Source organism: Uliginosibacterium sp. 31-16 (genome assembly GCF_030730865.1).
Taxonomy (GTDB): Bacteria; Pseudomonadota; Gammaproteobacteria; order Burkholderiales; family Rhodocyclaceae; genus Uliginosibacterium.
In genome coordinates, this window is sequence record NZ_JAVALZ010000003.1 from 34,734 (window position 1) to 60,001 (window position 25,268).

The following is a 25,268-nucleotide window of genomic DNA, read 5'->3' on the forward strand; positions in this document are numbered from 1 at the left end:
TCAGCGATGGATCACCCGCAGGTTCCGACCGCCCCGCAAGCGGTGCAGAAGTCACACCCATCCTTGCGGATCATGGTGTGGTTGCCGCACTCGGGGCAGGCCTTGCCTTGCATGACCTGGGCTTCTTCCTTGTCGCGCGGGGTTTCGAGGATGCCCATTTCGCGGATCGGATAGCCTTCTTCGTCCAGCACGCCGAGCATGGCGTAGCGGTGGATGACGAGGCGGGCAAGATAGGCGACGGTGCTGGGCCAGTTCTGTTGCTTCTGGCTGCCCGGCACGCGGGCCATGAAATCGCCAAGGGGTTCCGGGTAGTTCAGGAGCTTGCGCAGCTTCATGCCGATCCAGGCCGGGTCGACGACGCGCATGTCGAGCGAGAGCAGGCGGGCCAGCCCATCCAGAGCGCGCGGGTAGTTGCCCGAGAGCCACATGGAGTAGGGGCGGGTCTGGGACTGACCTCCGGGGCCGTCCGGCAGGGTGATTTCTTTCAGGCCGAGTACGAAGTCTTCGCCGGTGGCCGGATTCTGGATGTCGACCGTCCAGGACAGGGTGCCGTCGGCGCCGGTCTTGGGCTCGGTGACGCTGAACACGGCATCGCGCACCGGGGTTTCGCCTTCACCTTCGAAGGTGCCCAGGGTTTCGCAGCGGTAGCGGATGATCTGGGCGAAAGCAGCCACAACGCCGGGCATGCGCTTGTGTTCGCCATGCGGGGGGAAGGGCAGCTCGAAGGAGTTTTCGCCGACGGTATGGGCGAGCATGTCGAGCTTGAGCTTGAGCCAGGCGCGGTCGTTGGCGCGCATGTCCATCGACAGGGTCTTGGCGACGGCTCCCAGACCGCGCGGCTGGTCGGCGCCATTGACCCACACTTCGAAGGGCTTGTCGTGGCCGGGGCGACCGTTTTCGGCCTGACCGACGAAGATCGCGAACGAACCTTGCGGGCTGTTGAGCATGTAGGTCCACGACAGGTTGCCGTTGGGCAGCTCGGGGCGGTTTGGCCAGCGCAGGCTGGAGAGCACGGGAGCCGGCAGGTGCGGGATGGTCAGGCGGCGGTTGGCATCGCTTTGCAGGGAGCCGAGCTGCACATCTTGCGGGGCTTTCTTGTCTTCGCCACCGGCCGGGGTGCTCGGGCCTACCGACAGGACGGAGCCGAGGATGCTGTTCGGACGATAGGTGGCGAGCCCCTTCAGGCCGGCCTTCCAGGCGCCCATGTAGAGGTCTTCGAAGTCTTCGTACGGATAGTCTTCCGGCACGTTCACGGTTTTGGAGATGGCAGTGTCGATGCACGGGGCCACGGCGGCAACCATGTCCTTGTGCGCGGTGGCGGAGAGTTCCAGCGCGGTGACGAAGTAGTCCGGCAGCTTGCTGGTGTCGCCACCAAGGTGCTTGTACAGGCGCCAGGCGTAGTCTTCGACGGCGTATTCCTTGTGGGTGCCGTCCACCATGCGTTTCTTGCGGGTGTAGGTCCAGGAGAAGGGCGGCTCGATGCCGTTCGAGGCGTTGTCCGCGAAGGCCAGCGAGATGGTGCCGGTGGGGGCAATCGACAGCAGGTGCGAATTGCGCAGGCCGTGCTTGCGGATTTGCTCTTTTACCTCACTCGGCAGGCGCGAGGCGAAGTTGCCGCCGGAGAGATACATGTCGGCGTTGAAGAGCGGGAAGGCGCCGCGTTCCTTGGCCATCTCGACTGAAGACAGGTAGGCCGCATCGCGCATGACTTCGCTGATCCGGGTAGCCATGGCGCGCGCTTCCTTGGTGTCGTAACGCAGGCGCAGCATGATCAGGGCGTCGCCCAGACCGGTGAAACCGAGACCGACGCGGCGCTTGTTGGCAGCCTCTTCGGCTTGCTGCGGCAGCGGCCAGTGGGTGACGTCCAGAACGTTGTCCAGCATGCGCACCGAGGTGGCGACGACCTTGCCGAAAGCGACTTCGTCGAACTTGGCCTTTTTGGTGAACGGGTGCTGGATGAAGCGGGTCAGGTTGATCGAGCCCAGGCAGCAGCAGCCGTACGGCGGCAGGGGCTGCTCGGCGCAGGGGTTGGTGGCCTCGATGGTTTCGCAGTAGTTGAGGTTGTTGTCCTTGTTCATGCGATCCAGGAACAGGATGCCCGGCTCGGCGTGATCGTAGGTGGAGCGCATGATCTGCTCCCACAGATCGCGGGCGCGCACCTTGCGGTACACCCACTGACCGTCTTCGCGCTGGTAGGCGCCAGCGGCCTTGAAATCGGCGGCTGGCTCGGCCTTGTGGGCGAGTTCGACGTCGCCGTCCACTTCCACGGCCTGCATGAAGATGTCGCTGACACCGACCGAGATGTTGAAGTTGGACAGGTCGCCGGAATCCTTGGCGTGGATGAAGGCTTCGATATCCGGGTGGTCGATGCGCAGTACGCCCATCTGGGCGCCGCGGCGGGCACCGGCGGATTCGACTGTTTCACACGAGCGGTCGAACACGCGCATGTAGCTGACCGGGCCGGAGGCGCGGCTCTGGGTGCCACGCACCTGGGCGCCGACCGGGCGGATCGAGGAGAAGTCGTAACCCACGCCGCCGCCGCGACGCATGGTTTCAGCGGCATGCGAAAGAGCGGTGTAGATGCCGGGGCGGCCGTCGACTTCTTCGGTAATCGAATCGCCCACCGGCTGGACGAAGCAGTTGATCAGCGTAGCGGCCAGCGAGGTGCCGGCGGCGGAGTTGATGCGGCCGCCGGGCACGAAGCCGGCAACCTGGGCGTCGAAGAAGCGTTCTTCCCACAGGGCGCGCTTGTCTTCAGCCTCTACTGCCGCCAGTGCGCGGGCGACGCGACGACGCACATCCGTAACCGAGGCTTCATTCCCCTTGGCGTATTTTTCCAGCAGGATTTCACCGGAAATTTCCTGTTCTGCGAGGGTTGAAACGGCTTCGTCGCGGATCACAGCGTCCATCGTAATGACTCCCTTGGTGGTTTTGTTAGTCTGCGGCGCCGTGCTCAGAGTGGGTAGCCCGGCCTGTGGCGTCGCAGCGAGATGATCGTGTGAGAATACTACATCTAGTTGAAGAACTCTAGATTGATACTATAGGTAGGTGGTCTGCCCCAAAGGGAAGGCGTGCGCAGCGGCTGCTGGCGCGGCTTGCGGAGGAGGCTGCCCGGCAGGTCGCGCCGGGCAAGGCTTGGCGAGGGTCGGGTAAAACCCGTACGCACCCGGGCGCTCTATTGGATGCGCTGAAGCTGGTAAGGGTTCAGGCCAGACCGAGGGAACCCATGACGGATTCGAGCTGGGATTCGCAGTGTTCGCCGAATACCGGCATCAGGGCCAGATCGACCCCGGCAAGATCCGGGGCGATATCGCTGAGCAGCGGGCAGGCGGCTCCGGCCGCTTCACCGCGCTCCAGACATTCGGATGCCGAAATGGCGAGATTCAGGCGGGCGGCTTCGGCGGTGTGCTCGCCGCCTTGTTCAGGGGTCAGCTGGCACCCGATGATGGTGCCGATGCCTGCGGGCAATTGCCAGGCGGCACACAGGGCGGCGCCGACTTCGCTGAAGTCGCAGCCGACGATGCTGCGTTCTTTTTCGGCCTGGGCAAGGATGCCTTCGCCCGCCGTATCGAGCACGATGCCCATCAGGTCCGGCACGGCGTGATACATGACCAGATGGCCCATGTCGGACAGCAGGCCGATCACGAAGGCACGCTCGGCATCGCGTTCGCCGAGACTGCGGGAGAATTGCCGGCACATCAGGGCGCGGCGGATGCTGCCACGCCAGAAGCGCCCCATGTCCATGCGGTGCGGGCGGATGCCTTGAAAGGCTGTGGCCAAGGTGCTGGCCAGCACGATTTCGCCAACCTGATCGAGCCCGATCAGGCTGATGGCGCGGGAGAGGGTTTCTATCTTGCGTGGAAAACCGTAGAAGGCACTGTTGGCCATGCGCAGCAGCGAGGCCGTCAGGGAAGGGTCGCTGGCGATCAGGTCGGCGAGGTCGCCGATGTCGAGATCCTGATCAATCAGGGCCTGGCGGACTTTGTAGTACAGGTCGGGCAGACTGGCCAGATGTTCCTGGCTGGCAACGAGTTCCTGTGCAAGACGCATGAATGCCTCCCCTGTGTGCCTGCGCTGGGTGGCAGACTTGGTTTGAGCGGGGCATTATGGACCGGAAAGTTCGTGTCTGGAACAAAAGCCTGCGTCCGGACCGGCGCGGCGGTTTCGGGCGCAAATGCGCCAGGCCGCCTCAGGCGTGGGTTTCAGGGCCGAGCATGCGTTCGATGATGGAGATCCGGTCCCTGACGATGAGTTTGCGTTTCTTGAGCCGGCGCACGACCAGTTCGTCTTCATCCGGGGCCAGGCACAGACGCGAGATGGCATCGTCCAGCTCGCGGTGCTCGGCGCGCAGAGTGTCCAGACGGTGATTGAGGTTCATCGCGTTTTCGAACATGTCGCTCATCGGTTTGCTCCTCGGTGTTTTTATTTTTCTGAGACTGCCTGACTCTGATACAGCCTAACTCAGGGGACAGCATGAAGCACTGAATCGAAAGGGCACAGACACAACTCTTAACACCGCGCACTTGAGAAATGCCTTCGCAGCGCCGATATGAAGCTCAAGGGCAGGCATTTCCCGGCCCGACTTCCGTCCGAAATATCAACGTTGGAAGGAGGGTTACCATGCATATCGTATTGAACAATCCAGCGCTCTATGTCGTGGCCTACCCTTCGGTCGGGGCCATCGAAGTCATCGACAAACGCAGGGCCCGTGGCGGTTTGCTGGCCGGGGATACCGCCTTGCGCTTTCGTCGTGAACTGGAAAGCGCAATGAGTCAGGGAGACGACTCCAGCGAGTTCGATCTGTGTCTGGATGGTTACGATGCCCTGCTGACACAGCCGGCGATTTATCAGTAAAGGCCCATTCCACGCATACCGCGCCTGTGGCATCCTTGTTTGCATGAACAAGGCCTTTGTCAAAGAAGGCAGTGACGACGATGAAGACGACGTTGCTGCCGCTGCACCTGCGCTGCCGCCGGGCAGCAAGTATTACATCACCCGGCGCGGTTTCAACCGCCTGAAGGCGGAGCTTGACCATCTGGTGCGTGTGGAGCGCCCGGAGGTGGTTTCGATCGTGTCCTGGGCGGCGTCGAATGGTGATCGCTCCGAGAACGGTGACTATATCTACGGCAAGCGCCGGCTGCGCGAGATTGACCGGCGCATCCGCTTCCTGATCAAGCGGCTGGAGTCGGCGACCGTGGTCGACCCGGAAGCACAGGAGAATCTTGATCAGGTATTTTTCGGTGCGACGGTCACGGTCTGCGATCAGGAGGGCGAGGAAGCCACCTACCAGATCGTCGGTGTGGACGAGACGGATGCGGGCAGCGGACTGATCAGCTGGATTTCGCCACTGGCGAAGGCGCTGATGAAGGCGCGCGAGGGCGACACAGTGCGTTTTGCCAGCCCGGGCGGCATGCGGGAGCTGGATATCCTCGAAATCAGATACGTCTGAGCATGAGTCACCGGCGAGGCCGTGCTGCGCTGGCGGCAAGGCTTGAAGAGCCGCGTCCGGCCTTGTTCTTCATGTAGGTGTTCTGAAGAACCGCTCCTGATCTTGCTGTGCAGGCATGTGCGCTGAAGACGCTTGCCAGGTGCGGCTCTCCGGCCGTCATGCGGACGCTCCCGGCTCAGCGCCTATTTTCGCCGTCGCCGGATCACCTGGGCCCGCAGCGGCAGTGCGAAGATGAATTGTGCCCCTTCGCCGGGCGCGGCCTCTGCCCAGATCTGGCCGCCATGGCGTTCGATGATGCGGCGTACCGAAGCCAGCCCGATGCCCGTGCCGCCGTAGCCTTGATCGCCGTGCAGTTGCTGGAACGGCTGGAACAGGCGTTTGGCGTGTGCCATGTCGAAACCGATGCCGTTATCGGCCAGGGTGAAGCGCAGGAATTCGCCTTCTTCCCGGGCGCTCAGGCGGATGATGGCCGGGCGTCTGGCGCGGGTGAATTTCCAGGCGTTGTGCAGCAGGTTGGACAGCGCGTTGCGCAGCAGCGCTTCATCGCCCTCGGCGCGCATGCCTGGCTGTGCTTCAAAGATGACTTCGCGCCCCGGGCTGTTGATGCGCAAATCGTCCACGATTTCCTGGGCCATGCCGGACATGTCTACCTCACGCACGGTCAGCGGTGCGCGCGATACGTTGGCCAGACTGAGCAGTTCATCGATCAGCTCGCCCATGCGCACGCTGGCGCGATAGATGCGGTCCAGATAGTCGCGGCCCTGTGCATCCAGCTGTGCGCCGAAATCCTCCCTGAGTGCGTGGGCAAAACCGTTGATGGCACGCAGCGGCGCGCGCAGATCGTGTGAGATCGAATAGCTGAAGGCGATCAGCTCGCGGTTGGATTGTTCCAGCTCGGCAGTGCGGCGGCCGACACGCGCTTCCAGATTGCTGTTGAGCCGGCCCAGTGCGGTGCGCGCCTGCTCATGACGCTTTGCATCGGAATGGATGAGCCAGGAAACCAGTGCGAGCAGGATCGCCAGTGCGGCCACCCCCATGACCAGCCGTTGCTTCATGGCCAGAAAACCGGCGCGGGCCACATCGGTAGGGCGTGAAACGACGGCAATCAGCGGCAGGTCGCGGAGCAGGCGGAAGACCCCGATGTGGCGGCTGTCGCCGAACTGGTAAGTGGTTTCAAAGGTGACCGTGTTGCGGTCGCGCGAGGCCTGGGCGAGCAGGCTGGCGAAGTCTGGCGGAGCTTCGTCGCTCTGGGCCGGGAAGTGCAGCAGCAATACGCCGTTGAGGCTGAGCAGGCTGAAGCGATCCTGGGGGGTAAGCTGGGTTTCGCGAAAGAACTCATTGAAATCCTGGGTGGCCAGCAGTGCAAATGCGCTGCCCAGCACATCGCCTTGTGCGTTGCGGGCGCCCTGTTCGATGGGGATGAACCAGTTGCCGGAAGCATCACGGACCGGCGGGTGGATGAAAATGCGCGAGTCGGTGTTTTGCCGCCAGTACGCGAGTGAGGCTTGTGGCAGGGCGGGCAGGGAGGCATTGCCACGCTGGCGCAGGCTGAACAGCTCGGTGCCGGCGGCGTTGTAGGCGGCAAACAGGCGTAACTGCGGCGTGCGCAGCATGTCTTCGGCGGCTTGCTCCTGCAGACGTTTGGCCAGCAGGGCAGGGTCCGTTTTCTCCTGTGCAATCAGGGTGGCGAGGTTGCGCAGGGCCTCGCCGGCCTTGCTGAAGGTGTGAGCGACGTGTTCGTTCTGGGCGCGGGCCAGGCTGGCCAGCTCGGTTTCCTGGATGCGCTGCTGGCGTACCCAGTCCTGAGTGATCAGGGCCCAGGCGCCAGCCAGGATGATGGCCATGATCAGCAGATATACGCCGGCAATCGTGAGGGCTGAGCGGAAGAGCGAACTTGTCTGCTCCGCGCGGTCTGGCGAAGCTGAAGAGGAAGGAGCGCTGTGGCGAGAGTCGGTCTGGGTGGTGTGCAAAGACGAGGCCCCGTGGATGGATAATGAGATCGCCCGCCAAAACGGACGGACTTGAAATTGCACGGGTCGCCTCAATATCCCCGGATGTTAACAAAAGCCTTACCGGAGGATAGCAAGCATGACTGATCGGGCAGCATTTACCGCTGAAAAACGTGGTTTCCAGACCGAAGTGAAGCAACTGCTTCATCTGATGATCCACTCGCTGTACTCTAATCGTGAAATCTTTCTGCGCGAGCTGATTTCCAATGCGTCAGACGCCTGCGACAAGCTGCGCTTTGAGGCCCTGGACAACGCCGCGCTGTTCGAGAGCGATTCGGACCTGAAGATCCGCGTAGCTTTCGACAAGGCTTCGCGCACCCTGACGATTTCGGACAACGGCATCGGCATGAACCGCGAGGAGGCGATCAACCACCTCGGCACCATTGCCAAATCCGGCACCAAGGAGTTCTTCTCGCGTCTTTCTGGCGACCAGCAGAAGGATGCCAGCCTGATCGGCCAGTTCGGCGTGGGCTTCTATTCGGCCTTCATCGTCGCCGACAAGGTGACCGTGCTGACCCGCCGCGCCGGTGATGCGGCGGAGGCCGGCGTGAAGTGGGAGTGCTCGATGGCCGGTGACGAAGCTGGCGAATACTCGGTCGAGCCCTATATCAAGGCGCTGCGCGGCACCGACATCATCCTGCATCTGCGCGAGGATCAGGATGACCTGATCTCCGGTTACAAGCTGCGCAGCATCATCCGCAAGTATTCGGACCACATTGTCCAGCCCATCCTGATGCAGAAGGAGGAGTGGGACAAGGACAAGGCCGAGAACGTCCTCAAGGATGAAGACGAGACCATCAATCAGGCCAACGCATTGTGGACCCGCTCCAAGAACGACATCTCGGACGACGACTACAAGGCCTTCTACAAGCACGTCTCGCACGATTTTGAGGACCCGACCGCGTGGACGCATTCCAAGGTGGAAGGCCGTCACGAATATACGCAGCTACTCTACATTCCCAAGCGCGCGCCCTTCGATCTGTGGGACCGCAATCCGCGCCACGGCCTGAAGCTTTACGTGCGCCGCGTGTTCATCATGGATGATGCCGAGAAGCTGCTGCCGCACTACCTGCGCTTCGTGCGCGGGGTGGTGGACTCGGCCGATCTGCCGCTCAACATTTCGCGTGAAATCCTGCAGGAGAGCAAGGACGTCGACACCATTCGCGGTGGCTGCGCCAAGAAGGTGCTGGGCCTGCTCGAAGACATGGCCGCGAACAGGGCTGAGGATTATGCTGCCTTCTGGCGCGAATTCGGCCGCGTGCTCAAGGAAGGTCTGGGCGAAGACCACGCCAACAAGGACAAGCTGGCCGGCCTGATGCGCTTTGCCTCCACGCACACCGATACGGCGGATGAAGGCGTCTCGCTGAAGGATTACATCGGCCGCATGAAGGAAGGCCAGGAGAAGATCTACTACGTCACGGCCGAGAGTTTCAACGCCGCAAAGAACAGCCCGCACCTGGAAGTCTTCCGCAAGAAAGGCATCGAAGTGCTGCTGCTGTCTGACCGCATCGACGAGTGGGCGATTTCCTATCTGACCGAATTCGAGGGCAAACAGATCGTTTCCGTGGCCAAGGGCGGCCTGGATCTGGGCGCGCTGGAGGACGAGGAAGAGAAGAAGAAGGTCGAAGAGCAGGCTGAAGAGTTCAAGCCGCTGCTGGAGAAGGTCAAGGCTTCGCTGGGCGAGCGCGTCAAGGAAGTGCGCGTGACGCACCGTCTGACCGACAGCCCGGCCTGCCTGGTGGTCGATGAAGACCAGATGGGTGCCAACCTGGCGCGCCTGCTCAAGGCGGCCGGACAGAACATCCCGACGGCTGCGCCGATCCTCGAGATCAACCCGGAGCACCCGGTGGTGGCTCGCCTGAAGCGTGAGGATGCAAAGTTTGACGACTGGGCCGCCGTGCTCTTCGATCAGGCCTTGCTGGCCGAAGGCGGCACGCTGGATGATCCGGCCAGCTTCATCAAGCGCATGAATCAGCTGATGCTGGATATGAGCAAGTAATCTGCGTCTTCCCGCTACAAAAAAGGCCGCTTGCGCGGCCTTTTTTTACGTCTGGCTGTCTGGAGACCCGATTCTGGCGGACCTCTCCGGCATGCCCTGCCGAAGAGGTCCGCGGGACGCGGGTCTTCAGGCAGGTGCTTACCAGTCGTCTTTCTCTTTGGCTTTGGCCGCCGGAGCTTCGGTGCTGCCGGCGGCGGCTTTGCCGGCGCGGGCCGGAGCGGCTTTCTGGCCGGCCGGAGCAATGGCGGCGGCGACATCATCAGCCGCCTTCGCAGTGCTGGCAGCGAGGGCTTCGCGGATCTGCAGGGCGCCTGCCTGAATGCCGTCGAGTTTGACCTGCACGTTTTCCAGGGTGGCGTAGGAAACGTTCGGGGTGACACGCTTGATAACCAGTTCGCAGCAGTCGTATTCCATGTTGCCGAGCGACTGACCGGTCTGCGGGTCCTTCAGTTCCTTGCCCAGCAGGTAGACGCGGTAGCGACTCTTTTCCTTCAGTGCGGCACCGCCCTGGCTGAGCACGACCTCGTTGCCATTGCGTTCGACGATGGAGATCGGGAAGCTGCGCAGCAGGATTGCTTCAACTGCTTTCTTCACGATATCGGCCTGCATGTCGGCCAGCGTCTTGTTGGCGTCGATGCCCGAGCCCAGCGTAGTCGGCGCGATGGAGGGGGCGCTGCCTTGCAGGGTGCTCGATTGCTGGATCTGGCGCGTGGCGACATTCACCATGCGTTGCGAGACCGACCAGCCGCCGGAATAGCTGACCAGCTCACGATCAGAAGTCTGCAACTGGCGAGCGTGGCGTTCATAGGCCAGCGAGTTGATCTCGCCGATCCAGATCAGGTCGGCGCTGAGCGCCTGACCAAGCTTGGCGATATCGGTATTGACGGTCTGTCCGGAGCCGATCATCTCCAGCTCGTTCTGGATCTCGTCGTCAAACTGGCGGTCCAGCACGGTGAAGCGGCCGGTCTGAGCCAGCGCGTCGATGATCTGGCGCTGCAGCGGCTCCAGCACCTGGCCGGCGGGCACCGCGCGGCCACCGATGTTGAAACTGCCCTGCTTGCTGCGCAGCGGGGCAACCACGATCTTGATCTTGCCCGCGTCAGCCGGCGCCTTGAACTTGGCGATCTTGGCCTCGATGTCGACGGTGTAGCTGCCACCCTTCTTGTCCGGAGCGGTGACGTTGAGCACCTTGAACGAGGACACCAGCCCGCTGGACTGGGTGATGATCTGTTCGGCGAAGGCCTGACCCTGCAATTGAGCGGTAGCCTTGGCGCTGTCGTGTCCTTGATCGGAGTAGACATCCACTTGTGCCGTCGCCTGGGCAATGACGTTGAGGTTGGCGCTGGACGCATCAACGGCGACACCGTTGACCTGCATGACGGCAGATTTCAGTGCTTCATTGACGGCGGCGCCGGGCGTCATGCCCACGCCTTTGGTGGTGACGGCAACGTGCTCGACGCGACCGACATCCGGAATGTTGCCGGTGGTGCTGGCCGCTGCGGCGGGAGCGGATACGGCAGGTGCCGGGGTGCCGGCATTCTTGTCACCGCAGGCGCTCAGCGCGCACAGCAGCAGGGCGGACAGAAGAAGGCGTTTCATGTCTGGAAATCCTTGGGGAAAATGAAAAACGGGGCGCGACGCAGTGGTCGGAGCCCCGTTCTGGCCTGGGCGCTTACGCTCAGATCATGCTGGTGGCGTCGCTGGCTTCTTTCGGCACCGGGATGTTGTTGGTCTTGGCGAAATCGATCGAGCTCTTCAGGGTGCTGCCCAGATTCTTGATCGAGTCCGGCAGGCTCTTGACGATGAACAGGGCCGAGTTGGTCGAGGCGCCGATTGCCGTCGGGCTCGGTTTGAAGCCTTGAGCCTCCTTGCCCATGCCGACGTACTTGATGATGCCGCGGCCCAGATCGGCCATGCCATCGCTGAATTTCTTCTTGCTGGCGGCGTCCATCTCGACCTTCTGATCCTTGAACTTCGCTTCCAGCGCCTTGCTGCTGTCTGTCTGCACCTGGCTCGACTCTTTCAGCGAGTCAGTGGTCGCACCTTCGGTCAGGTTCTTGCCGGCCAGCTCGGCCTTGGCGGCTTCATCCTTGAGGCCCACGGCGGTGAGCATCTTCACATCAGCCGAGTTCACGTCGCGGGCGCCGCCGACGTAGCTCTTGACGATCTGTTCGGAACTCACGCTCGAAGCGGCGCTGTCGCCGCCGATGCCGGGCAGCTTCATGCCGCCGAATTGGGCACAGGCCATGCCGGATGCTGCGCTCAGGGCCACACCGACCATCATCGCCAGAAATTTGCTTTTCATGTCACTTTTCCTTGTTTGCTAGTTAGCTCAAACACCGGCACGGTAGTCTGACGGGGATGCCGGCACATGCCCCGTCAGCAGATCCGGATTCTCGATTCTCAGCGAATGCCGGCAGCGTTCAGGCGGCTGACGACTTCACGGGCGGCCGCCAGCGAAGCATCCTTGAGAGCCTTGCCGGAGGCGCTGGCGTTGTCTGCGCCCAGGCCCGCGTATTGCACGGCCGGCACCGAAGCGACTTCGCGCGGCAGCTTGCCGGACACGTCGAGGACGCGACCGGTGACGGTAACGGCAACACGTTGCATGCCGGTAGCGTCGTCCTGCATCGGTGCGCCAACGTCGAGCGTGGCCAGCACCAGATAAGGAACCTGAGCATTGCGCAGGGCAGCGACAACACCGCGCAGGGTGCCCGGGGCGAGGTCATTGCCAGTCGAGAAGTCCTGGTTCACCGCCTTGATGTCCTTGTCTTCGAGCACGAATTCCGGCTCGGCAACCTGGAACCCGCCTTGCGAGAACACGCTGGTGATCGAGGTCTTGGTGTTGTTCATGGACAGCAGGCGATAGCTGGTGTCGTCTGCCTTGCGGGTGGTGCTGCCGCCGGTTTCGACCTTGATCGAGGCCTTGGCCGTGACGCTTTCCGACGATTTCTTGTTCGCTGCGGTGGCCACCGCGTTGCCGCGCACGACTTCACCTTCGGCGCCCTTGACGGACTTGGAGCGATCCACCGAGGCTTCACGCTCGACTTCGGCACGTTTCACGACGCGGTCGTCAAAGGAACGCACGCTCGATACTTCGCGACCGACGAACACATAGACGAGCTGGGAGCGCTCGGCCTGAGCTGTCTTGGATGTGGCACTGGAGCCGCGGATGGTGCTGCGCAGCTTGGCAACGTTGATCTCGACGCGGACTGCGACCGAATATTTCTTGGCGCTTTCCTGGTTCTGTTCGTTGATGATGGTGGTGCTGAGGAGGAACTTGTCGAGATTGGCTTCGATCTTCGGCTGGATGGCTTCGAAGTTCTCGGATTCGGCTTCCCCGGCTTCGGCGAAGTAGCGTTCGACAGCGGAGACCTGGGCGGCCTTGTAAGCCTTGTCCTTGTCACCGGCGGAGAGGCTCCAGCCATAGGTGGCGGTGCCGGTGCCCTTGGAGGTCACTACCTGGGCCAGACATTGGGTGGACAGGATCAGCCCGGCAAGGGCCACGAGAAGCTTCTTCATTTGCATTTCCTCAGAATGTCACGAGCGGTTTCGACTTGCGATTTGATGTCCTTGGCGGAGGCGGCGGCCACCAGCCATTTCTGGTCGGTTTGCGCGCCTTCGATCAGGAAGGGGGTGAATTTCTTGTACAGGCCATTGATGGCGTCGGAGTAGGCCGGGAAGTCGTCGGCACTGACCTGGGTGGCCGGCACCACGCTGGATTCCCCATTCTTGATGTCGGTATTGATGAATTCAGTGCCCAGTGACGGCTCGTAGAAGCGCAGGCTGGAGTAGACGCCATACACATAAGCAATGCCGACATTGGTTTCGTCGGTCTTCTTTTTCACGAAACCGTTGAGCTTGAGGTCAAACAGGTAATCGCCTTCCGCGACCTTGAGCTTGAAGTCATCGCCATTTTCCAGCCGCATCATCATCACGCCACCCACGGCACCAATGCTGTTGGGCAGCAGCGGCACGCCGGTACGGGCGGACAGGATGGAGGCGTAGGCGTCCGCCATCAGCGTCGCGGCAGCCTTCGGGTCCTTGCGCAGAGGCGCGGGGAATTGAGCCAGGGCTTCCGGCGACACTTCAACCTTCTTGACCTGCAGGCTCTTGGTGCCTTCCTTCGGCAGTTCGGCCGTGGCAAGGCGTTTGGTGAACAGGCTGATCAGACTCTGACCATCCTGACCCGCGAGCTGGGTTTCAACGAAACTCTGCAGCCGGGCCTCCGACGGTGCGGACGGCGTGGCGTCAAAGATGACCGTGCTCAGGGGGTAGGTGCGGATGACCGCCTGTGCCTTGTAATCGAAAATCAGCAGGTTGCCGCGCAGATTGACGAAGGTTTTGTAGTAGCTGCCGTAGTTCTCACTCGAAACGATTTCATCGGTGAGCACCAGAACGGCCATCAGGGCCTGATCGCTGTTCTTGAGATTGACCAGAGAGCTGGCAGGGCGCAGTTCCAGTGCAGGATTGCTGATGCCCTGACTGCGGCTGATGACCTGTGCGGAGAGGTTGTTGCCCGCGCCGGCTGCTTTCAGTTTTTCGAATACCTTGAAACTGTAGGGGAAGCGGGCGGGAGCGGTCTTGAAGTCGCCGGCGAAGGCAAAACCGGCAAGAGTGGCTTCAGCGGCATGAACCGCGGGTGAGGAGAGAACAGACAAGGCGCAGGCGAGCGCCATAACAGCAGACAGGAACTTGCTCATAAACCACTTTGCAGGAGGGTTGGTAAGTGGGGCGCCATGCCTTGGACATGGGCGAGGCGTGGATCATACCGGGCGGATACGGGAAAACATGTAAAGAAATGCCTGCCCAAAAGGGCGGGCGTATGGCGAGCATGGGGAGCGGCACTATTCCATGCCGCGCCGGACGATAAACATGAAGAGTCCGGCAGGCGAGATTTTGGGGATAAAAGGCGGGATTGGGCCGCCCGGAGTCTGGGCAAAGGGCGAAGCGATCAGCCTAGGCGCAGTTTCATGATCAGAATGAAAAGCGCCAGTATCAGGGTGATGAGGTTGGCAATGATGATGGGCCAGGCCTGCAGCAGGATTCCGTACGCCAGCCAGAGAAAGACACCAAAGGTGAAAATGCTGTACATGCCCAGCGAGACACCATGAGCGGAGCGGGTTTTCCAGGTGAGCCAGGCTTGCGGAACGAAGGCAAGGGTCGTGCAGAAGGCGGCGAGATAGCCGATCAGGTCAGTCATGATGCGCGGGACGGCAGGATGGGCGCTGATTCTATCAGGCCCGACGCCAGCGGCTCTGGGCGGGCAGGTGATGGGCGAGAAAGTCCATCTGGTCGGCCAGGATGTTGCGGTTGGAGAGGATCAGGTATTCGGCCTTGTTGGGTACATAGGGGGCAAAAAGCAGCATCATCCGCGCCTGTTCGGGGGTGTTGCCGCCCTTGCGCTGGTTGCAGGCCCGACAGGCGGTCACAACGTTCATCCAGGTATCTGCGCCGCCCTGGGATACGGGCTTGACGTGATCGCGGGTGAGCCGCGTACCGGTCAGCTCGTGGCCGCAATACGCGCAGATATGGCGATCGCGGTGGAAAAGCTCGCGGTTGGTCAGAGGGGGCGTCTGGAGCAGATTGCGCGTGCTCAGGGCCTTGCCCTTGATTGCGATGATGCTGTTGGCTGTAATGACGGAGCGGTTGCCGGTCTTGCGCGAGGTGCCACCGAGGAAGGTGAAGCAGGCATCGCCGGCGTCCCAGGCAACCATGTTGCGGGAGTAGTAGAAGATAGCGTGCTGCCAGGTTACCCAGCGGTGCGGCTGGCCTTGGGCATCAAGCGTGAGGATCAGCGGGCGACGCTCGCGGTGGAGAGGACGGACTTCGGGACGATGCTCGGGCGTGCGCATGGGTGTGTCGCCTGGTTGGGGCCTCGCTTGACCACATATCAACAGCACTATTCATTGCATCCTGCAACCGACAAGCTAATCGCCTTGAACCGAATAATCAATCCTCTTGTTGTCCGCATGTCACGCCCGTGGGCTCCCTGGCAGCGCGTGCTGCTGGCTGGCGTGGCGGCGTCCGTTCTGCTGCATGGCGTGGCAATGGATTTGTGGCGTGGCAGTGCAGGTCTGAAAGCGGCATCTGGCGGGGCTTCCGGGCTGGCCCCTCTGCAGGGCCGCTTGCACAAAGGATCTGCGGATACGCTACCTGCAGAGCAAGCTCCGACGCGGCTTGTGGAGGAGTCGGACATGGTGCGTGCGGCTGCCGGGCATGAATCGCCGACCTTGGCACAGAGCCCGCGCGAAAACTCTGCGGCGGGTGTGATGAAGCAGACCGCAACGCCTGATGCGCCACTTCCGGTGATGCCGGGCGTGCGTCCGCTCTCGGTGACGGAGGGGCTGGTTGCCTATCGCCTGGATCTGCTTGAGGTGTTGGCTCCCTCAACGGAACTGCCGGCGCCTTTGCGGGTGGGGTTGTCGGTACCGGCCGGGCCGGGCGTTGCTCAACTGACGTTGCGGCAGTCGTCTGGCGATACCCGGGTCGATCAGCTCTGGCAGGATGACATCATGAAGGCCTTGCCCGAAGTCGAGGTGCCTGCCGTACTGGCCGGCCGGGCGTTCGAGCTGGAGCTGGTGTTCGAGCCTTGAGAGCGGCGATCAGCTCAGGGCGCCCAGGGTCTCTTCGCGGAAGTGGAAGCTGCCTTGTGCCCGATCCTTGAAATAGTGACGCAGGGAAAGGCTGATCGAGCGGAAGGAGAGTTCATCCCACGGGATCTCGTGCTCGGCAAAGAGCCGGGTTTCCAGCGACTCCTCCCCGGGAGCAAAGTCCAGATCAAGCAGGCGGGCACGGTAAAGGATGTGGACCTGGCTGATCTGCGGGATATTGATCAGCGTATACATTTCGTTCAGTTCGATGCGGGCGCAGGCTTCTTCCCGGGTTTCGCGCACGGCGGCTTCGCCGGTGGATTCACCGATTTCCATGAATCCTGCGGGCAGGGTCCAGAAACCCATGCGTGGCTCGATTGCACGGCGGCACAGCAGGATCTTGTCTTCCCATACAGGCAGGGCGCCTACAACCAGCTTCGGATTCAGGTAGTGGATGCTGCCGCAGGCAATGCAGACATGACGCGGGCGCTGATCCCCTGCCGGGATGCGCAGGCTGACTTCAGCGCCACAGGCAGAACAGTATTTCATTGCAGGCGATCTTCTGACCGGACGGAATGGTTACATTCTATCTCAGGCGTTGGGTGAGGCCGACAATCGAATATGATTGGCACCAATTTGGGATTTGGAGCAAAGTCCCGCAAATTTCTGTTGCTGATAACCTTATTGCATCTTCGGATGCCGCCATGATCAACCGTCTCGAAATTCACAACACTTGGAACGACGTGGTGCCAGCCTGGAAAATGGTCTGGCAGGATTGTCACGACCTTGAGCGCTGGGCCGCTTTCATGCTGCAGTGCGATCGTCTGCTGGCGCTGGCCAAGGAAGAGGGGCTGACGGAGCTTGAAGACGCCTTGCGTCCGCTGGCCGTATTGCTGGCGAATGTGAAGGAGCCGGGGGAACAACAGAAATCGGCGGTTGATTTGCTGCTGCCCCATATCTTTGCCGTTGTGCGCGATGCCTGCAGCCTGGCTCCACGCCGTTTGGCGACAACCAGTCCGATCGAGGATGATGCCCTGCCGCTGGTGGTGATGCTGACTCCCGAACCGGATTCGGTGCAGGATCTGCTCCTGCAGATGGAGCATTATGGCTATGCCTTCAAGGTCTTTTCGAATTATCGGGAAGGCTTGCAGGCCGCGTTAAATCTGCGTGCCGTGGCGGTGGTGATGGAAATCGGCAATGGGCTGAACGCCAGCCTGGCACAATTTGCGGATCAGATCTGTCGTAAAGGCATCAAATGGTTTGCGATGTCGCGCAAGGGCGATTTTGCCCTGCGTCTGCAGGCCGTCCGACATGGCGCTCAAGGCTTCTTTCTGGAGCCGCTGACCATCAATGCCCTGGTTGATGCGGTTGATCCGCTGGCCTATATGGCCAAGGAAGACCCTTATCGGGTGCTGGCGCTGGATGACTCGGCTACCGTGCTGGCATCGATCCAGAAAGCGCTGGAGCAGATTCCCAATCTCAGTTTGCGCACCATTCGCCAACCCGACCTGGTGCTGGAAACCTTGCTGGATTTTTCTCCCGATGTGCTGCTGCTGGATTTCCACATGCAGGGCTGCAACGGGCTGGAAGTGGCGAAAATCATTCGCCAGAACAAGGCTTTCGAGTCGATACCGATTGTCTATCTGACCAGTGAGACAAGCGAGGACGTACAACTGGAAGCGATGCGCCATGGTGGTGATGACTTCCTGACCAAGCCAATCAGTCAGGCGCAACTGGTCAATACCGTCATCAGCAAGGCAGAGCGTTATCGTGGCTTGCGCAAGCTGATGGTCGAAGACAGCCTGACCGGTCTGTTCAATCACATCAAGACCAAGGCGCTGCTGCAGCAGGCGCTGCTGCAGGGGGAACGTCAGCAGTTGCCGGTGTGTTATGCGATTCTGGATCTGGACCATTTCAAACGCGTCAACGACACCTATGGTCATACCGTGGGGGATCGGGTCCTGAAAACCCTGGCGCGCTATCTCAAGCAGCGCTTGCGCCGTGCCGATGTGGTGGGCCGCTATGGTGGTGAAGAGTTTGTCGTGGTGTTCTTCGAGGCATCCCAGGAGCAGGCGCTGGAGCGTCTGAACAGCATCCGCGAGGGATTTGCCCAGATCTATCATGCCTACGATGAGGGTATTTTCTCGGTTACCTTCAGCGCCGGGCTGGCGGCCTTCCCCGGCTACACCAACATGATGGAACTGATGGTAGCTGCCGACAACGCGCTTTACGCTGCCAAGCGCGCAGGGCGCAACTGTGTTGTGCCGGCCAGCCGTTCCGGCGCCTGAAAGGGCTGCATAGGCCAGGCCCCGATCAGTGGTACTTGCTGCTGGTCAAGTCTCCTCACGCCATGCCGTAAATGTCGCAAAGGGGGCGTCGTCTGCCGCGGCAGAGCGCCCCGCGTCGTGGCATGAAACTTCCCTGAACACTTCCGGCTTGCAGCATATGGCGCCTCCTATTGACGTTTCCCGTTTTGAGCAGCTCAAGGCTTCTGGCGATCTGCCTTCTCCCAAAGGCGTCGCGCTGGCCATCATGCGTCTGACCCAGCAGGACGATGCTTCAATGGCCGATCTTGCCCGGGTCATTCGCTCCGATCCTGCCTTTGTCGGCCGCCTGATCAAGGCTGCGAACGGCATCATTGGCTACGGCCGGCGCCCCATCGCGTCGGTGCAGGATGCCCTGACCATCCTTGGCCTGCCTGCCGTGCGCAACATGGCGCTGGGTTTCTCTCTTTTGTCGCATTACCGCAGTGGCGCTTGCGAAGGGTTTGATTACACCCGCTACTGGTCATTTTCGTTGCTGGCGGCGGTCGCAACCCAGACGGTCACACTGCGTACCCGTGTTGCCGCCCCGGATGAGACGTATTGTCTCGGTCTGCTCGGGCGTGTGGGGGAACTGGCACTGGCCACGCTGTATCCGCATGATTACACCAAAATTCTGGGTGATGCCCGGCACGAACCACAGCGGCTGGCCGAACTCGAGGCGAAGGTCTTTGCGATGACCAATGCCGAGCTGGGGGCGGCTATGCTGGCGGATTGGGGCTTGCCACGCCTGTTTACCGATGCGGCGTACTGCATGGCGGCCGGGATTGAATGTCCGCAGCCTGAGGGTTCGCGTGATGCCACGCTGACCCAGACGCTGATGCTGGCTCGTCAGTTGGGCGATCTGTGTCTGGCCTCAGAGCCGGAGCGCCCGGCCTTGCTGCGCAGGGTGCGCCTGGCGGGCTCCCGCTTGTCCTTCGATGACGAAACGCTGGCAACCCTGTCCGATGGTGTTGTGGCTGAATGGGTTGAATGGGGCTCCCTGCTTAATGTGCATGCTGAGAAGTTGCCTCCCTTTGAACATCTGGCCCGGGAGGCCGAATCCTCCTCCCCGGTGCCAACGGAGCCGGCCGGAGAGCCGCCGGTGACGGAGGTCAACGAGGGCGCGGTTGAGGATGCCCATCACGAACGGTTCTTGCGGGTGCTGGTGGTTGAGAGTGATGCCGCTGTGCGCAGCAATCTCAAGCAGACTCTGCTTGAAGGCGGTTACGACGTGGCCGAGGCCGGCGATGGCTATATGGCCGCCGAAATGGCCCTGGACTTCCATCCGGACATGATGTTGCTGGGCTGGAAACTGCTTGATATCCAAGGTGGGGAGCTCTTGCGAACCTTGCGCAAGACGCGGATTGGCCGTTCGATCTATGTGGTGGTAATGGGGGAAGATGCTTCCGAAGAAACCGCCATTGCCGCTTTTGACGCGGGCGCCGATGATTTGTTAGCCAAGCCGGTCAACCCGCGTTTGCTGCTGGCAAAGATCCGTGCCGGTCGGCGCCTGGCCGCACTGCATTACGAAATCGAGCGCGATCGTGAGGAAATCCGTCATTTTGCGGCCGAGCTTGCCGTGAGCAACCGGCGCTTGCAGGAAGTGGCACTGATGGATCCGCTGACGGCATGTCCTAACAGGCGCTTTTTCACGGACCGCCTGGCGCAGGAATGGGCGGTGGCTGTGCGCAGCTCACGAGCCTTGTCCTGCCTGATGCTGGATGTTGATAATTTCAAGGCGATTAATGACACCTATGGCCATGATGTCGGCGATTCGGTGCTGCGGCAGGTGGCGGCAGCGATTCGTAGTGCGCTGCGCGGACACGATCTGGTGGCCCGGACCGGAGGCGATGAATTTGTTGTGCTGTGCCCGGACACTGCGATTGAGGCCGCAATGACCTGTGCGGAGCGGGTACGGCGTGCCGTGGAGGATGCTCAGATTTCTTCAGGGCTTTTGCATCTGAAGGTAAGCATCAGCGCAGGGGTGGCTTCGCGAGACCAGAGCGTGGTTGATGCGGATAGCCTGCTCAAGCGCGCCGATCAGGGACTTTATAGGGCCAAGCAGGATGGCCGTAACCGCGTGGCCGCCGTTCAGTTAAAGCCTCATGCGGCCGGGGTTGCATGAGGTCGCAGTAGTTCCGGGGTCAGGGGATAAAAAAATATTGGTGAAACCCTAAAGTTTCCAAAAACCTGTCCGTTAGGGTAGGACATACGATCCTGATCCACTTCCTGCTGCCCTTTAATCTGGTCTTCATGTTTGGCATGTAAGAGGCTTTCTTACGTGCTGTTCGTCGTTCACTGCTACATCTTTTTCCGACGCCGCCTGATTGGTTGTCGCCCCCTTGCCGTGGAGAATCCACTCCCATAGAGCCCGGAAACAGGGCTTCCCCGCAGGGCGTAGAGGAGGTGGATCATGAAGATGGATATCGGCAATGAAATTCGGGAACTCAATCTGTCCTATTTGATGCTTGCGCAGCAAATGATCATGGCTGACCACGCGGGCGCCATGTTCAAGCTGGGCATTGGTGAGGATGTGGCGGAAATCATCGAGAACCTGTCTCCGGCGCAAATTCTGCGTATGGCTTCCAGCGACATGTTGCTGTGCCGCTTCCGTTTTGACGACACCTTGCTGCTCAACCTGCTCGGGAATCATGGCCGTGAAAATGCAGCAGCCCGCATTCACGCTACCATTCTTGCTGCAACCAAGCCTGTTGAGCATCTGGCCTGAGAGTCGGGAGCACATCATGCGAATGAAAAGTCTTGTTCAGGATGCGCAGGAAACCCGGCTGGCGATTGAAATGATCGAGTTGGGTGCGCGCATGCAGATGCTGGAATCGGAAACGGGTCTGTCGCGTGAGCGCTTGCTCAAGCTTTACAAGGAAATCCGCGGAGAGTCGCCACCCAAGGGCATGCTGCCCTTTTCGACCGACTGGTTCATTCCATGGCAGCAGAATGTGCATGCTTCGCTGTTCATGTCCATGCGCGGGTTTGTGACCCGTAACACAGAACTGAAGGGGCTGGATGCGACATTGCAGGCTTTTCGCATGTACCGTGAACAGGTCGAGTCTATGCAGCTTGATCAGGTTCTGAGCCTGACCCGGGCATGGACGCTGGTTCGCTTCTTTGATGCAAAAATGCTGCAACAAACACGTTGTACCTGCTGTAGCGGGGAATTTGTTGCGCACGCTTACGACCCGACGGGCAGCTATGTGTGCGGGCTTTGTCACGTGCCGGCACGCGCTGGCAAGGGCAAGAAACCGATGCGCGAAGATGTGGTTGGAGCTGTGGCCTGAGAATTGCGGTGCGGTTTCAACGGGAAAACGCCGGTATTGACCGGCGTTTTTTTTGCTGCTTCGGGCAGTCAAGTTTTCTTGGTCGGGGCCGATACCTGTAATGGTTCGAGACAGTTTTCCGGTTTGAAGCGGGTCTGTCACGCGAAGGATACGGATCGGGTTACATGCCCGGTTCACAGCACGGGGTTTGAGCAATGCTCCTGATTGTCGGCTACGTCATCATTCTTGCGGCTTCGGTTGGCACTTACGCGGTGCACGGAAGCCTGGCGGCACTGTTTGTGCCGATGGAGTACTTGGCCATAGTTGGGCTGACCATTGGCGGGCTGGTGGCCGGCAACTCGACAAAAAATCTCAAGGCCGCCATCGGTGCCTTGCCGACGTTGTTCAAGTCATCTCCCTACAACAAGGCTTTTTACGTTGAAGTCCTGGCAATGCTTTTTGAAATTCTGGCCAAGGTACGCAAGGAAGGTCTGATGTCGATCGAAAATGATATCGAGAATCCTGAAGCGAGCCCGATTTTCACCAAGTACCCGGCTTTCCTGCATGATCATCACGCTCTCGAATTCCTGTGCGATTACCTGCGCATGATGGTGGGCGGCAACCTGAATGCTTTCGAGCTTGAAAACCTGATGGACGTCGAGATCGAGACCCATCACCACGAGGCGCATGCCCCGGCCCATATCTGGGCCAAGACCGGGGATGCTACGCCGGCCTTCGGTATTGTGGTCGCGGTGATGGGGGTGGTGAATGTGATGGGGTCGGTCGGGGAACCGCCCGCCGTGCTGGGAAAGATGATTGGTGGGGCGCTGGTGGGTACCTTCCTGGGGATCCTTGTTTCATACGGGTTCGTGTCGCCAATTGCCTCGCAGTTGGAACAGAAATCCGACGAAGGGAGCAAAATCTATCAGTGCATCAAGACCGTCTTGCTGGCAAGCATGAGCGGTTATGCGCCACAAGTAGCGGTGGAGTTTGGGCGCAAGGTGCTGTTTTCTACTGACCGGCCAGGTTTTGCTGAACTCGAGAGCGAAATCAAGAGCCGTAAGAAATAAGCGATGCGATGCAATAACTCTCTGCTTCCAAGGGATTAATGTTCCGTCATGGCCGATAACCAGCAACCCATTATCGTCAAGCGCATCAAGAAAGGCGGCGGCGGCGCACACGGCGGCGCCTGGAAGATTGCCTATGCAGATTTCGTGACGGCGATGATGGCCTTCTTTCTGCTGATGTGGTTGCTTGGGTCGACCACCAAAGGGGATCTGAAGGGGATTGCCGATCACTTTCAGTCGCCACTCAAACTGTCCATGGCCGGCGGACCGGGTACCGGATCGTCCAATTCACCTTTGTCGGGCGGCGGCACGGATCTGACCAAATCAGTGGGGGATGCGGCGCGTGGAGACTACAAGGAGCCGCGCAAGATCAGTGAGGTCAAGGTGATTCCAGCGGACTCCACCATGTCGCCTGGGGAGGCCAAGAAGCTGACTCCCGAGCAGCAGGCCGCGCTGGAGAAACAGGCTGCGGCAAAAATGCAGCAGGAAAAAGCTGAGCGTCTGCTGCTGCAGGATGTGAAAGCCAAGGTTGAAGCAGTGATTGAAGCCAGCGTCAACTTGCGCCAGTTCAAAAGTCAACTGCTTCTCGACCTGACCTCTGAGGGCTTGCGGATCCAGATTGTGGACGAAAAGAATCGTCCGATGTTCGACACCTCCAGTGCCGACATGAAGCCTTACACCAGAGAGATTGTGCGAGCGATCGGACAGGTGCTGAATCAGGTGGAAAACAAGGTCAGCATTTCAGGGCATACCGATGCTGCCCAGTATGCGGGCGGTAGCCGCGGGTTCTCGAACTGGGAGCTTTCTGCCAATCGAGCCAACGCCTCGCGCCGGGAGTTGATTGCTGGAGGGATGGATGAACGCAAGATCATGCGTGTGGTTGGCCTGTCTTCGACCATCCCGCTGGATCGGAATGATCCGTACAGTCCGATCAACCGGCGCATTACCCTGATCGTCATGAACAAACGTACCGAAGAGGCCATTCTGCAAGAGGGGCGTGATCTGGATGTGAATGCCAGTACGCCGGTTGAACCGCAGCCCATCGTGGATGGCGCGCGGGAGGAACTGACTCGTCCTGTGCTTGCGCTGCCTCCACGAGCGCGGTGAGAGAGGCCGGGAATGGGGATTGACCTGAGTAAATTCCTGCAGTTGTATTTCGACGAAAGCACTGAATGCTTGCAGGTCCTGGAGTGCCAGTTGCAAGGCGCGTCGCAGTTGTCGCCGAGCGCGGCAAGCATGCGTCAAACGATACGTGCAGCTCATTCGATCAAGGGAAGCAGCGGAGCTTTTGGTTTTGATGACGTGCTCGAATTGGCACAGGCGCTGGAGCTGGCATTGCTGCAGGTTGAACGACAGGAAACCGTCATGAGTCTGGCGCGCCAGACCCTGTGCCTGGAAGCGGTTAATGGATTGCGGCAGCTGCTGCAGCGGCGTCAGCAGGGGCTTTGCGGAGATGCTGCTCTGGCAGCCGCGATTGGCGGGCGTCTTGCGGCATGCCCGGTGGACAGGGCCGCTGCATGCGGCTGAGCGAGCAGGGGCTTGAAAGGGATGGGACGAAATGGATAACAGCAAACCAGGTTTGCGCAAGCCTTTGCCGGTGGGAACTCCTGTGCGGGCAACGACAGGCGTTTCATCGCCTTTGCCGTCGCGTTCTGCTTCCGGCATGACGGGCTCAGGTACGCCGAATCCGCGTCAGGGGGTCATGGATGCCCTCAAGCGTATCGATACAGGGCTGCGTGAATTCGAGTTCACCCCTCAGGATTTCGAGAGGGTGCGCAGCCTCATTTACAAGCACGCCGGAATTTCCCTGTCGCCAGTCAAGCAGGATATGGTCTACAGCCGTCTGGCGCGACGTTTGCGCGCGCGTGGGATGAAGCGCTTTGGCGAGTATCTCGACCAGCTTGAGCGCAGTGGCGACGCCGCGGAGTGGGAGGCTTTCGTCAATGCGCTGACAACCAATCTCACTTCGTTCTTCCGCGAATCACATCATTTTGATCTGCTTGCCGAACAGATGCGCAAGGCTGCGGATCGGCGTCCATTCAAGATCTGGTGCTGCGCGGCGTCTACAGGCGAAGAGCCTTATTCGCTGGCAATCACCGCCTGTGAGGTCTTCGGCAATAATCCGCCAGTGCAGATCACCGCCTCTGATCTGGATACGAATGTGCTGGCGCAGGGACAGAAAGGTGTCTACACCGCTGACAGGGTTGAGCGCATGGAGAAAGAGCGTGTGCAGCGTTTCTTTTTGCGCGGAACGGGTGATCAGGAAGGTCATGTGCGGGTACGCCCCGAGTTGCAGCGTCTGATTACTTTCAGGCAGATCAATCTGCTTGAGCCGGCTTGGCCCTTGCGGGAGAGTTTTGACGCGATATTTTGTCGCAACGTGATGATCTACTTCGACAAGCCTACGCAGTACAAGATTCTCGAACGCTTCACCGGGCTGCTCCAGCCTCAGGGGCTGTTGTATGCGGGACACTCCGAAAACTTCATCCATGCCGTCAGTCTGTTCAAATCGCTGGGGCGTACGGTGTACGCTAAGGCCGACTCGGGCTTGACGGCGGTCGGACGCAAGCCCTGAGGTT

General features: G+C 60.6%; 23 protein-coding genes. 12 read left to right on the forward strand and 11 right to left on the reverse strand.

The window, feature by feature from the left end:
* Positions 1-11 precede the first annotated feature (11 nt).
* The 3 genes from Q9Q94_RS12060 to Q9Q94_RS12070 form a co-directional block, all read right to left on the reverse strand.
* The gene (locus tag Q9Q94_RS12060) at positions 12-2,909 is read right to left on the reverse strand and encodes an adenosylcobalamin-dependent ribonucleoside-diphosphate reductase (RefSeq protein ID WP_305980331.1); all 2,898 of its coding nucleotides are present in this window, start codon (positions 2,907-2,909) and stop codon (positions 12-14) included.
* Positions 2,910-3,204: 295 nt separating this feature from the next.
* A complete protein-coding gene (locus Q9Q94_RS12065; protein ID WP_305980332.1) occupies positions 3,205-4,050 on the reverse strand; it encodes an HDOD domain-containing protein in 846 nt (281 codons plus the stop codon).
* 139 nt (positions 4,051-4,189) lie between these two features.
* Positions 4,190-4,402, reverse strand: coding sequence for a YdcH family protein (locus Q9Q94_RS12070; protein WP_305980333.1), 213 nt, complete (start codon positions 4,400-4,402; stop codon positions 4,190-4,192).
* Between the two features lie 218 nt (positions 4,403-4,620).
* On the opposite strand from Q9Q94_RS12070, the gene Q9Q94_RS12075 reads away from it, so the two are divergent.
* A complete protein-coding gene (locus Q9Q94_RS12075) occupies positions 4,621-4,854 on the forward strand; it encodes a DUF3567 family protein (protein WP_305980334.1) in 234 nt (77 codons plus the stop codon).
* A gap of 43 nt (positions 4,855-4,897) precedes the next feature.
* The gene (gene greB / locus Q9Q94_RS12080) at positions 4,898-5,449 is read left to right on the forward strand and encodes a transcription elongation factor GreB (protein WP_305980335.1); all 552 of its coding nucleotides are present in this window, start codon (positions 4,898-4,900) and stop codon (positions 5,447-5,449) included.
* A gap of 182 nt (positions 5,450-5,631) precedes the next feature.
* Here the strand turns inward: greB and Q9Q94_RS12085 are convergent, their stop codons facing one another.
* Positions 5,632-7,482 (reverse strand): ATP-binding protein, encoded by a 1,851-nt coding sequence (locus Q9Q94_RS12085; RefSeq protein WP_305980336.1) that lies wholly within the window; start codon positions 7,480-7,482, stop codon positions 5,632-5,634.
* A gap of 55 nt (positions 7,483-7,537) precedes the next feature.
* On the opposite strand from Q9Q94_RS12085, the gene htpG reads away from it, so the two are divergent.
* The gene (htpG, locus tag Q9Q94_RS12090) at positions 7,538-9,457 is read left to right on the forward strand and encodes a molecular chaperone HtpG (protein ID WP_305980337.1); all 1,920 of its coding nucleotides are present in this window, start codon (positions 7,538-7,540) and stop codon (positions 9,455-9,457) included.
* Positions 9,458-9,595: 138 nt separating this feature from the next.
* Here the strand turns inward: htpG and Q9Q94_RS12095 are convergent, their stop codons facing one another.
* The 6 genes from Q9Q94_RS12095 to Q9Q94_RS12120 all read right to left on the reverse strand — a co-directional run bounded on the left by Q9Q94_RS12095 (position 9,596) and on the right by Q9Q94_RS12120 (position 15,309).
* Positions 9,596-11,056 carry a CsgG/HfaB family protein gene (locus Q9Q94_RS12095; protein WP_305980338.1) on the reverse strand — a complete coding sequence of 487 codons (1,461 nt, stop codon included), beginning with the start codon at positions 11,054-11,056 and terminating at the stop codon, positions 9,596-9,598.
* Positions 11,057-11,135: 79 nt separating this feature from the next.
* Entirely contained in the window at positions 11,136-11,762 is a 627-nt protein-coding gene (locus Q9Q94_RS12100) for a hypothetical protein (protein ID WP_305980339.1), read from the reverse strand.
* Between the two features lie 98 nt (positions 11,763-11,860).
* Positions 11,861-12,976 carry a hypothetical protein gene (locus Q9Q94_RS12105; RefSeq protein ID WP_305980340.1) on the reverse strand — a complete coding sequence of 372 codons (1,116 nt, stop codon included), beginning with the start codon at positions 12,974-12,976 and terminating at the stop codon, positions 11,861-11,863.
* Positions 12,973-14,157 carry a hypothetical protein gene (locus Q9Q94_RS12110; RefSeq protein WP_305980341.1) on the reverse strand — a complete coding sequence of 395 codons (1,185 nt, stop codon included), beginning with the start codon at positions 14,155-14,157 and terminating at the stop codon, positions 12,973-12,975. The genes Q9Q94_RS12105 and Q9Q94_RS12110 overlap by 4 nt, the downstream gene beginning before the upstream one ends.
* A gap of 251 nt (positions 14,158-14,408) precedes the next feature.
* Positions 14,409-14,657 carry a SemiSWEET transporter gene (locus Q9Q94_RS12115; RefSeq protein WP_305980342.1) on the reverse strand — a complete coding sequence of 83 codons (249 nt, stop codon included), beginning with the start codon at positions 14,655-14,657 and terminating at the stop codon, positions 14,409-14,411.
* A 34-nt stretch (positions 14,658-14,691) separates the two neighbouring features.
* The gene (locus Q9Q94_RS12120) at positions 14,692-15,309 is read right to left on the reverse strand and encodes an HNH endonuclease (protein ID WP_305980343.1); all 618 of its coding nucleotides are present in this window, start codon (positions 15,307-15,309) and stop codon (positions 14,692-14,694) included.
* Positions 15,310-15,426: 117 nt separating this feature from the next.
* Between Q9Q94_RS12120 and Q9Q94_RS12125 the strand changes: the two genes are divergently transcribed.
* Positions 15,427-16,050 carry a hypothetical protein gene (locus tag Q9Q94_RS12125; protein ID WP_305980344.1) on the forward strand — a complete coding sequence of 208 codons (624 nt, stop codon included), beginning with the start codon at positions 15,427-15,429 and terminating at the stop codon, positions 16,048-16,050.
* 9 nt (positions 16,051-16,059) lie between these two features.
* Here Q9Q94_RS12125 and Q9Q94_RS12130 read toward each other — a convergent pair whose 3' ends face one another.
* On the reverse strand, positions 16,060-16,596 hold the full coding sequence (locus Q9Q94_RS12130) for an NUDIX hydrolase (RefSeq protein ID WP_305980345.1): 537 nt from the start codon (positions 16,594-16,596) through the stop codon (positions 16,060-16,062).
* Positions 16,597-16,751: 155 nt separating this feature from the next.
* Here Q9Q94_RS12130 and Q9Q94_RS12135 point away from each other — a divergent pair, with 155 nt between their 5' ends.
* The 8 genes from Q9Q94_RS12135 to Q9Q94_RS12170 all read left to right on the forward strand — a co-directional run bounded on the left by Q9Q94_RS12135 (position 16,752) and on the right by Q9Q94_RS12170 (position 25,264).
* On the forward strand, positions 16,752-18,335 hold the full coding sequence (locus Q9Q94_RS12135; protein WP_305980346.1) for a diguanylate cyclase: 1,584 nt from the start codon (positions 16,752-16,754) through the stop codon (positions 18,333-18,335).
* 157 nt (positions 18,336-18,492) lie between these two features.
* Complete coding sequence (locus Q9Q94_RS12140; protein ID WP_305980347.1) at positions 18,493-20,475, forward strand: diguanylate cyclase; 1,983 nt, start codon at positions 18,493-18,495, stop codon at positions 20,473-20,475.
* 288 nt (positions 20,476-20,763) lie between these two features.
* Positions 20,764-21,078 carry a flagellar transcriptional regulator FlhD gene (flhD, locus tag Q9Q94_RS12145; RefSeq protein WP_305980348.1) on the forward strand — a complete coding sequence of 105 codons (315 nt, stop codon included), beginning with the start codon at positions 20,764-20,766 and terminating at the stop codon, positions 21,076-21,078.
* A 16-nt stretch (positions 21,079-21,094) separates the two neighbouring features.
* The gene (flhC, locus tag Q9Q94_RS12150) at positions 21,095-21,643 is read left to right on the forward strand and encodes a flagellar transcriptional regulator FlhC (protein ID WP_305980349.1); all 549 of its coding nucleotides are present in this window, start codon (positions 21,095-21,097) and stop codon (positions 21,641-21,643) included.
* Between the two features lie 194 nt (positions 21,644-21,837).
* The gene (motA, locus tag Q9Q94_RS12155; RefSeq protein WP_305980350.1) at positions 21,838-22,692 is read left to right on the forward strand and encodes a flagellar motor stator protein MotA; all 855 of its coding nucleotides are present in this window, start codon (positions 21,838-21,840) and stop codon (positions 22,690-22,692) included.
* Positions 22,693-22,740: 48 nt separating this feature from the next.
* Complete coding sequence (gene motB, locus Q9Q94_RS12160; protein WP_305980351.1) at positions 22,741-23,796, forward strand: flagellar motor protein MotB; 1,056 nt, start codon at positions 22,741-22,743, stop codon at positions 23,794-23,796.
* Between the two features lie 12 nt (positions 23,797-23,808).
* Entirely contained in the window at positions 23,809-24,216 is a 408-nt protein-coding gene (locus Q9Q94_RS12165; protein ID WP_305980352.1) for an Hpt domain-containing protein, read from the forward strand.
* A 175-nt stretch (positions 24,217-24,391) separates the two neighbouring features.
* Positions 24,392-25,264, forward strand: coding sequence for a CheR family methyltransferase (locus Q9Q94_RS12170; RefSeq protein ID WP_305980913.1), 873 nt, complete (start codon positions 24,392-24,394; stop codon positions 25,262-25,264).
* The last annotated feature ends 4 nt before the right edge of the window (positions 25,265-25,268 follow it).

Excerpts from the sequence above, each read along its gene's own strand:
- Q9Q94_RS12110 (WP_305980341.1), bottom strand. The coding sequence starts at position 14,157 with ATGAGCAAGTTCCTGTCTGCTGTTATGGCGCTCGCCTGCGCCTTGTCT.
- motB (WP_305980351.1), top strand. The coding sequence starts at position 22,741 with ATGGCCGATAACCAGCAACCCATTATCGTCAAGCGCATCAAGAAAGGC.
- Q9Q94_RS12115 (WP_305980342.1), bottom strand. The coding sequence starts at position 14,657 with ATGACTGACCTGATCGGCTATCTCGCCGCCTTCTGCACGACCCTTGCC.
- motA (WP_305980350.1), top strand. The coding sequence starts at position 21,838 with ATGCTCCTGATTGTCGGCTACGTCATCATTCTTGCGGCTTCGGTTGGC.
- Q9Q94_RS12135 (WP_305980346.1), top strand. The coding sequence starts at position 16,752 with ATGATCAACCGTCTCGAAATTCACAACACTTGGAACGACGTGGTGCCA.
- flhC (WP_305980349.1), top strand. The coding sequence starts at position 21,095 with ATGCGAATGAAAAGTCTTGTTCAGGATGCGCAGGAAACCCGGCTGGCG.
- Q9Q94_RS12060 (WP_305980331.1), bottom strand. The coding sequence starts at position 2,909 with ATGGACGCTGTGATCCGCGACGAAGCCGTTTCAACCCTCGCAGAACAG.
- Q9Q94_RS12105 (WP_305980340.1), bottom strand. The coding sequence starts at position 12,976 with ATGAAGAAGCTTCTCGTGGCCCTTGCCGGGCTGATCCTGTCCACCCAA.
- Q9Q94_RS12130 (WP_305980345.1), bottom strand. The coding sequence starts at position 16,596 with ATGAAATACTGTTCTGCCTGTGGCGCTGAAGTCAGCCTGCGCATCCCG.
- Q9Q94_RS12165 (WP_305980352.1), top strand. The coding sequence starts at position 23,809 with ATGGGGATTGACCTGAGTAAATTCCTGCAGTTGTATTTCGACGAAAGC.
- Q9Q94_RS12100 (WP_305980339.1), bottom strand. The coding sequence starts at position 11,762 with ATGAAAAGCAAATTTCTGGCGATGATGGTCGGTGTGGCCCTGAGCGCA.
- Q9Q94_RS12095 (WP_305980338.1), bottom strand. The coding sequence starts at position 11,056 with ATGAAACGCCTTCTTCTGTCCGCCCTGCTGCTGTGCGCGCTGAGCGCC.
- Q9Q94_RS12120 (WP_305980343.1), bottom strand. The coding sequence starts at position 15,309 with ATGCGCACGCCCGAGCATCGTCCCGAAGTCCGTCCTCTCCACCGCGAG.
- Q9Q94_RS12070 (WP_305980333.1), bottom strand. The coding sequence starts at position 4,402 with ATGAGCGACATGTTCGAAAACGCGATGAACCTCAATCACCGTCTGGAC.
- Q9Q94_RS12125 (WP_305980344.1), top strand. The coding sequence starts at position 15,427 with ATGTCACGCCCGTGGGCTCCCTGGCAGCGCGTGCTGCTGGCTGGCGTG.
- Q9Q94_RS12065 (WP_305980332.1), bottom strand. The coding sequence starts at position 4,050 with ATGCGTCTTGCACAGGAACTCGTTGCCAGCCAGGAACATCTGGCCAGT.
- Q9Q94_RS12140 (WP_305980347.1), top strand. The coding sequence starts at position 18,493 with ATGGCGCCTCCTATTGACGTTTCCCGTTTTGAGCAGCTCAAGGCTTCT.
- htpG (WP_305980337.1), top strand. The coding sequence starts at position 7,538 with ATGACTGATCGGGCAGCATTTACCGCTGAAAAACGTGGTTTCCAGACC.
- greB (WP_305980335.1), top strand. The coding sequence starts at position 4,898 with ATGAACAAGGCCTTTGTCAAAGAAGGCAGTGACGACGATGAAGACGAC.
- flhD (WP_305980348.1), top strand. The coding sequence starts at position 20,764 with ATGAAGATGGATATCGGCAATGAAATTCGGGAACTCAATCTGTCCTAT.
- Q9Q94_RS12075 (WP_305980334.1), top strand. The coding sequence starts at position 4,621 with ATGCATATCGTATTGAACAATCCAGCGCTCTATGTCGTGGCCTACCCT.
- Q9Q94_RS12170 (WP_305980913.1), top strand. The coding sequence starts at position 24,392 with ATGGATGCCCTCAAGCGTATCGATACAGGGCTGCGTGAATTCGAGTTC.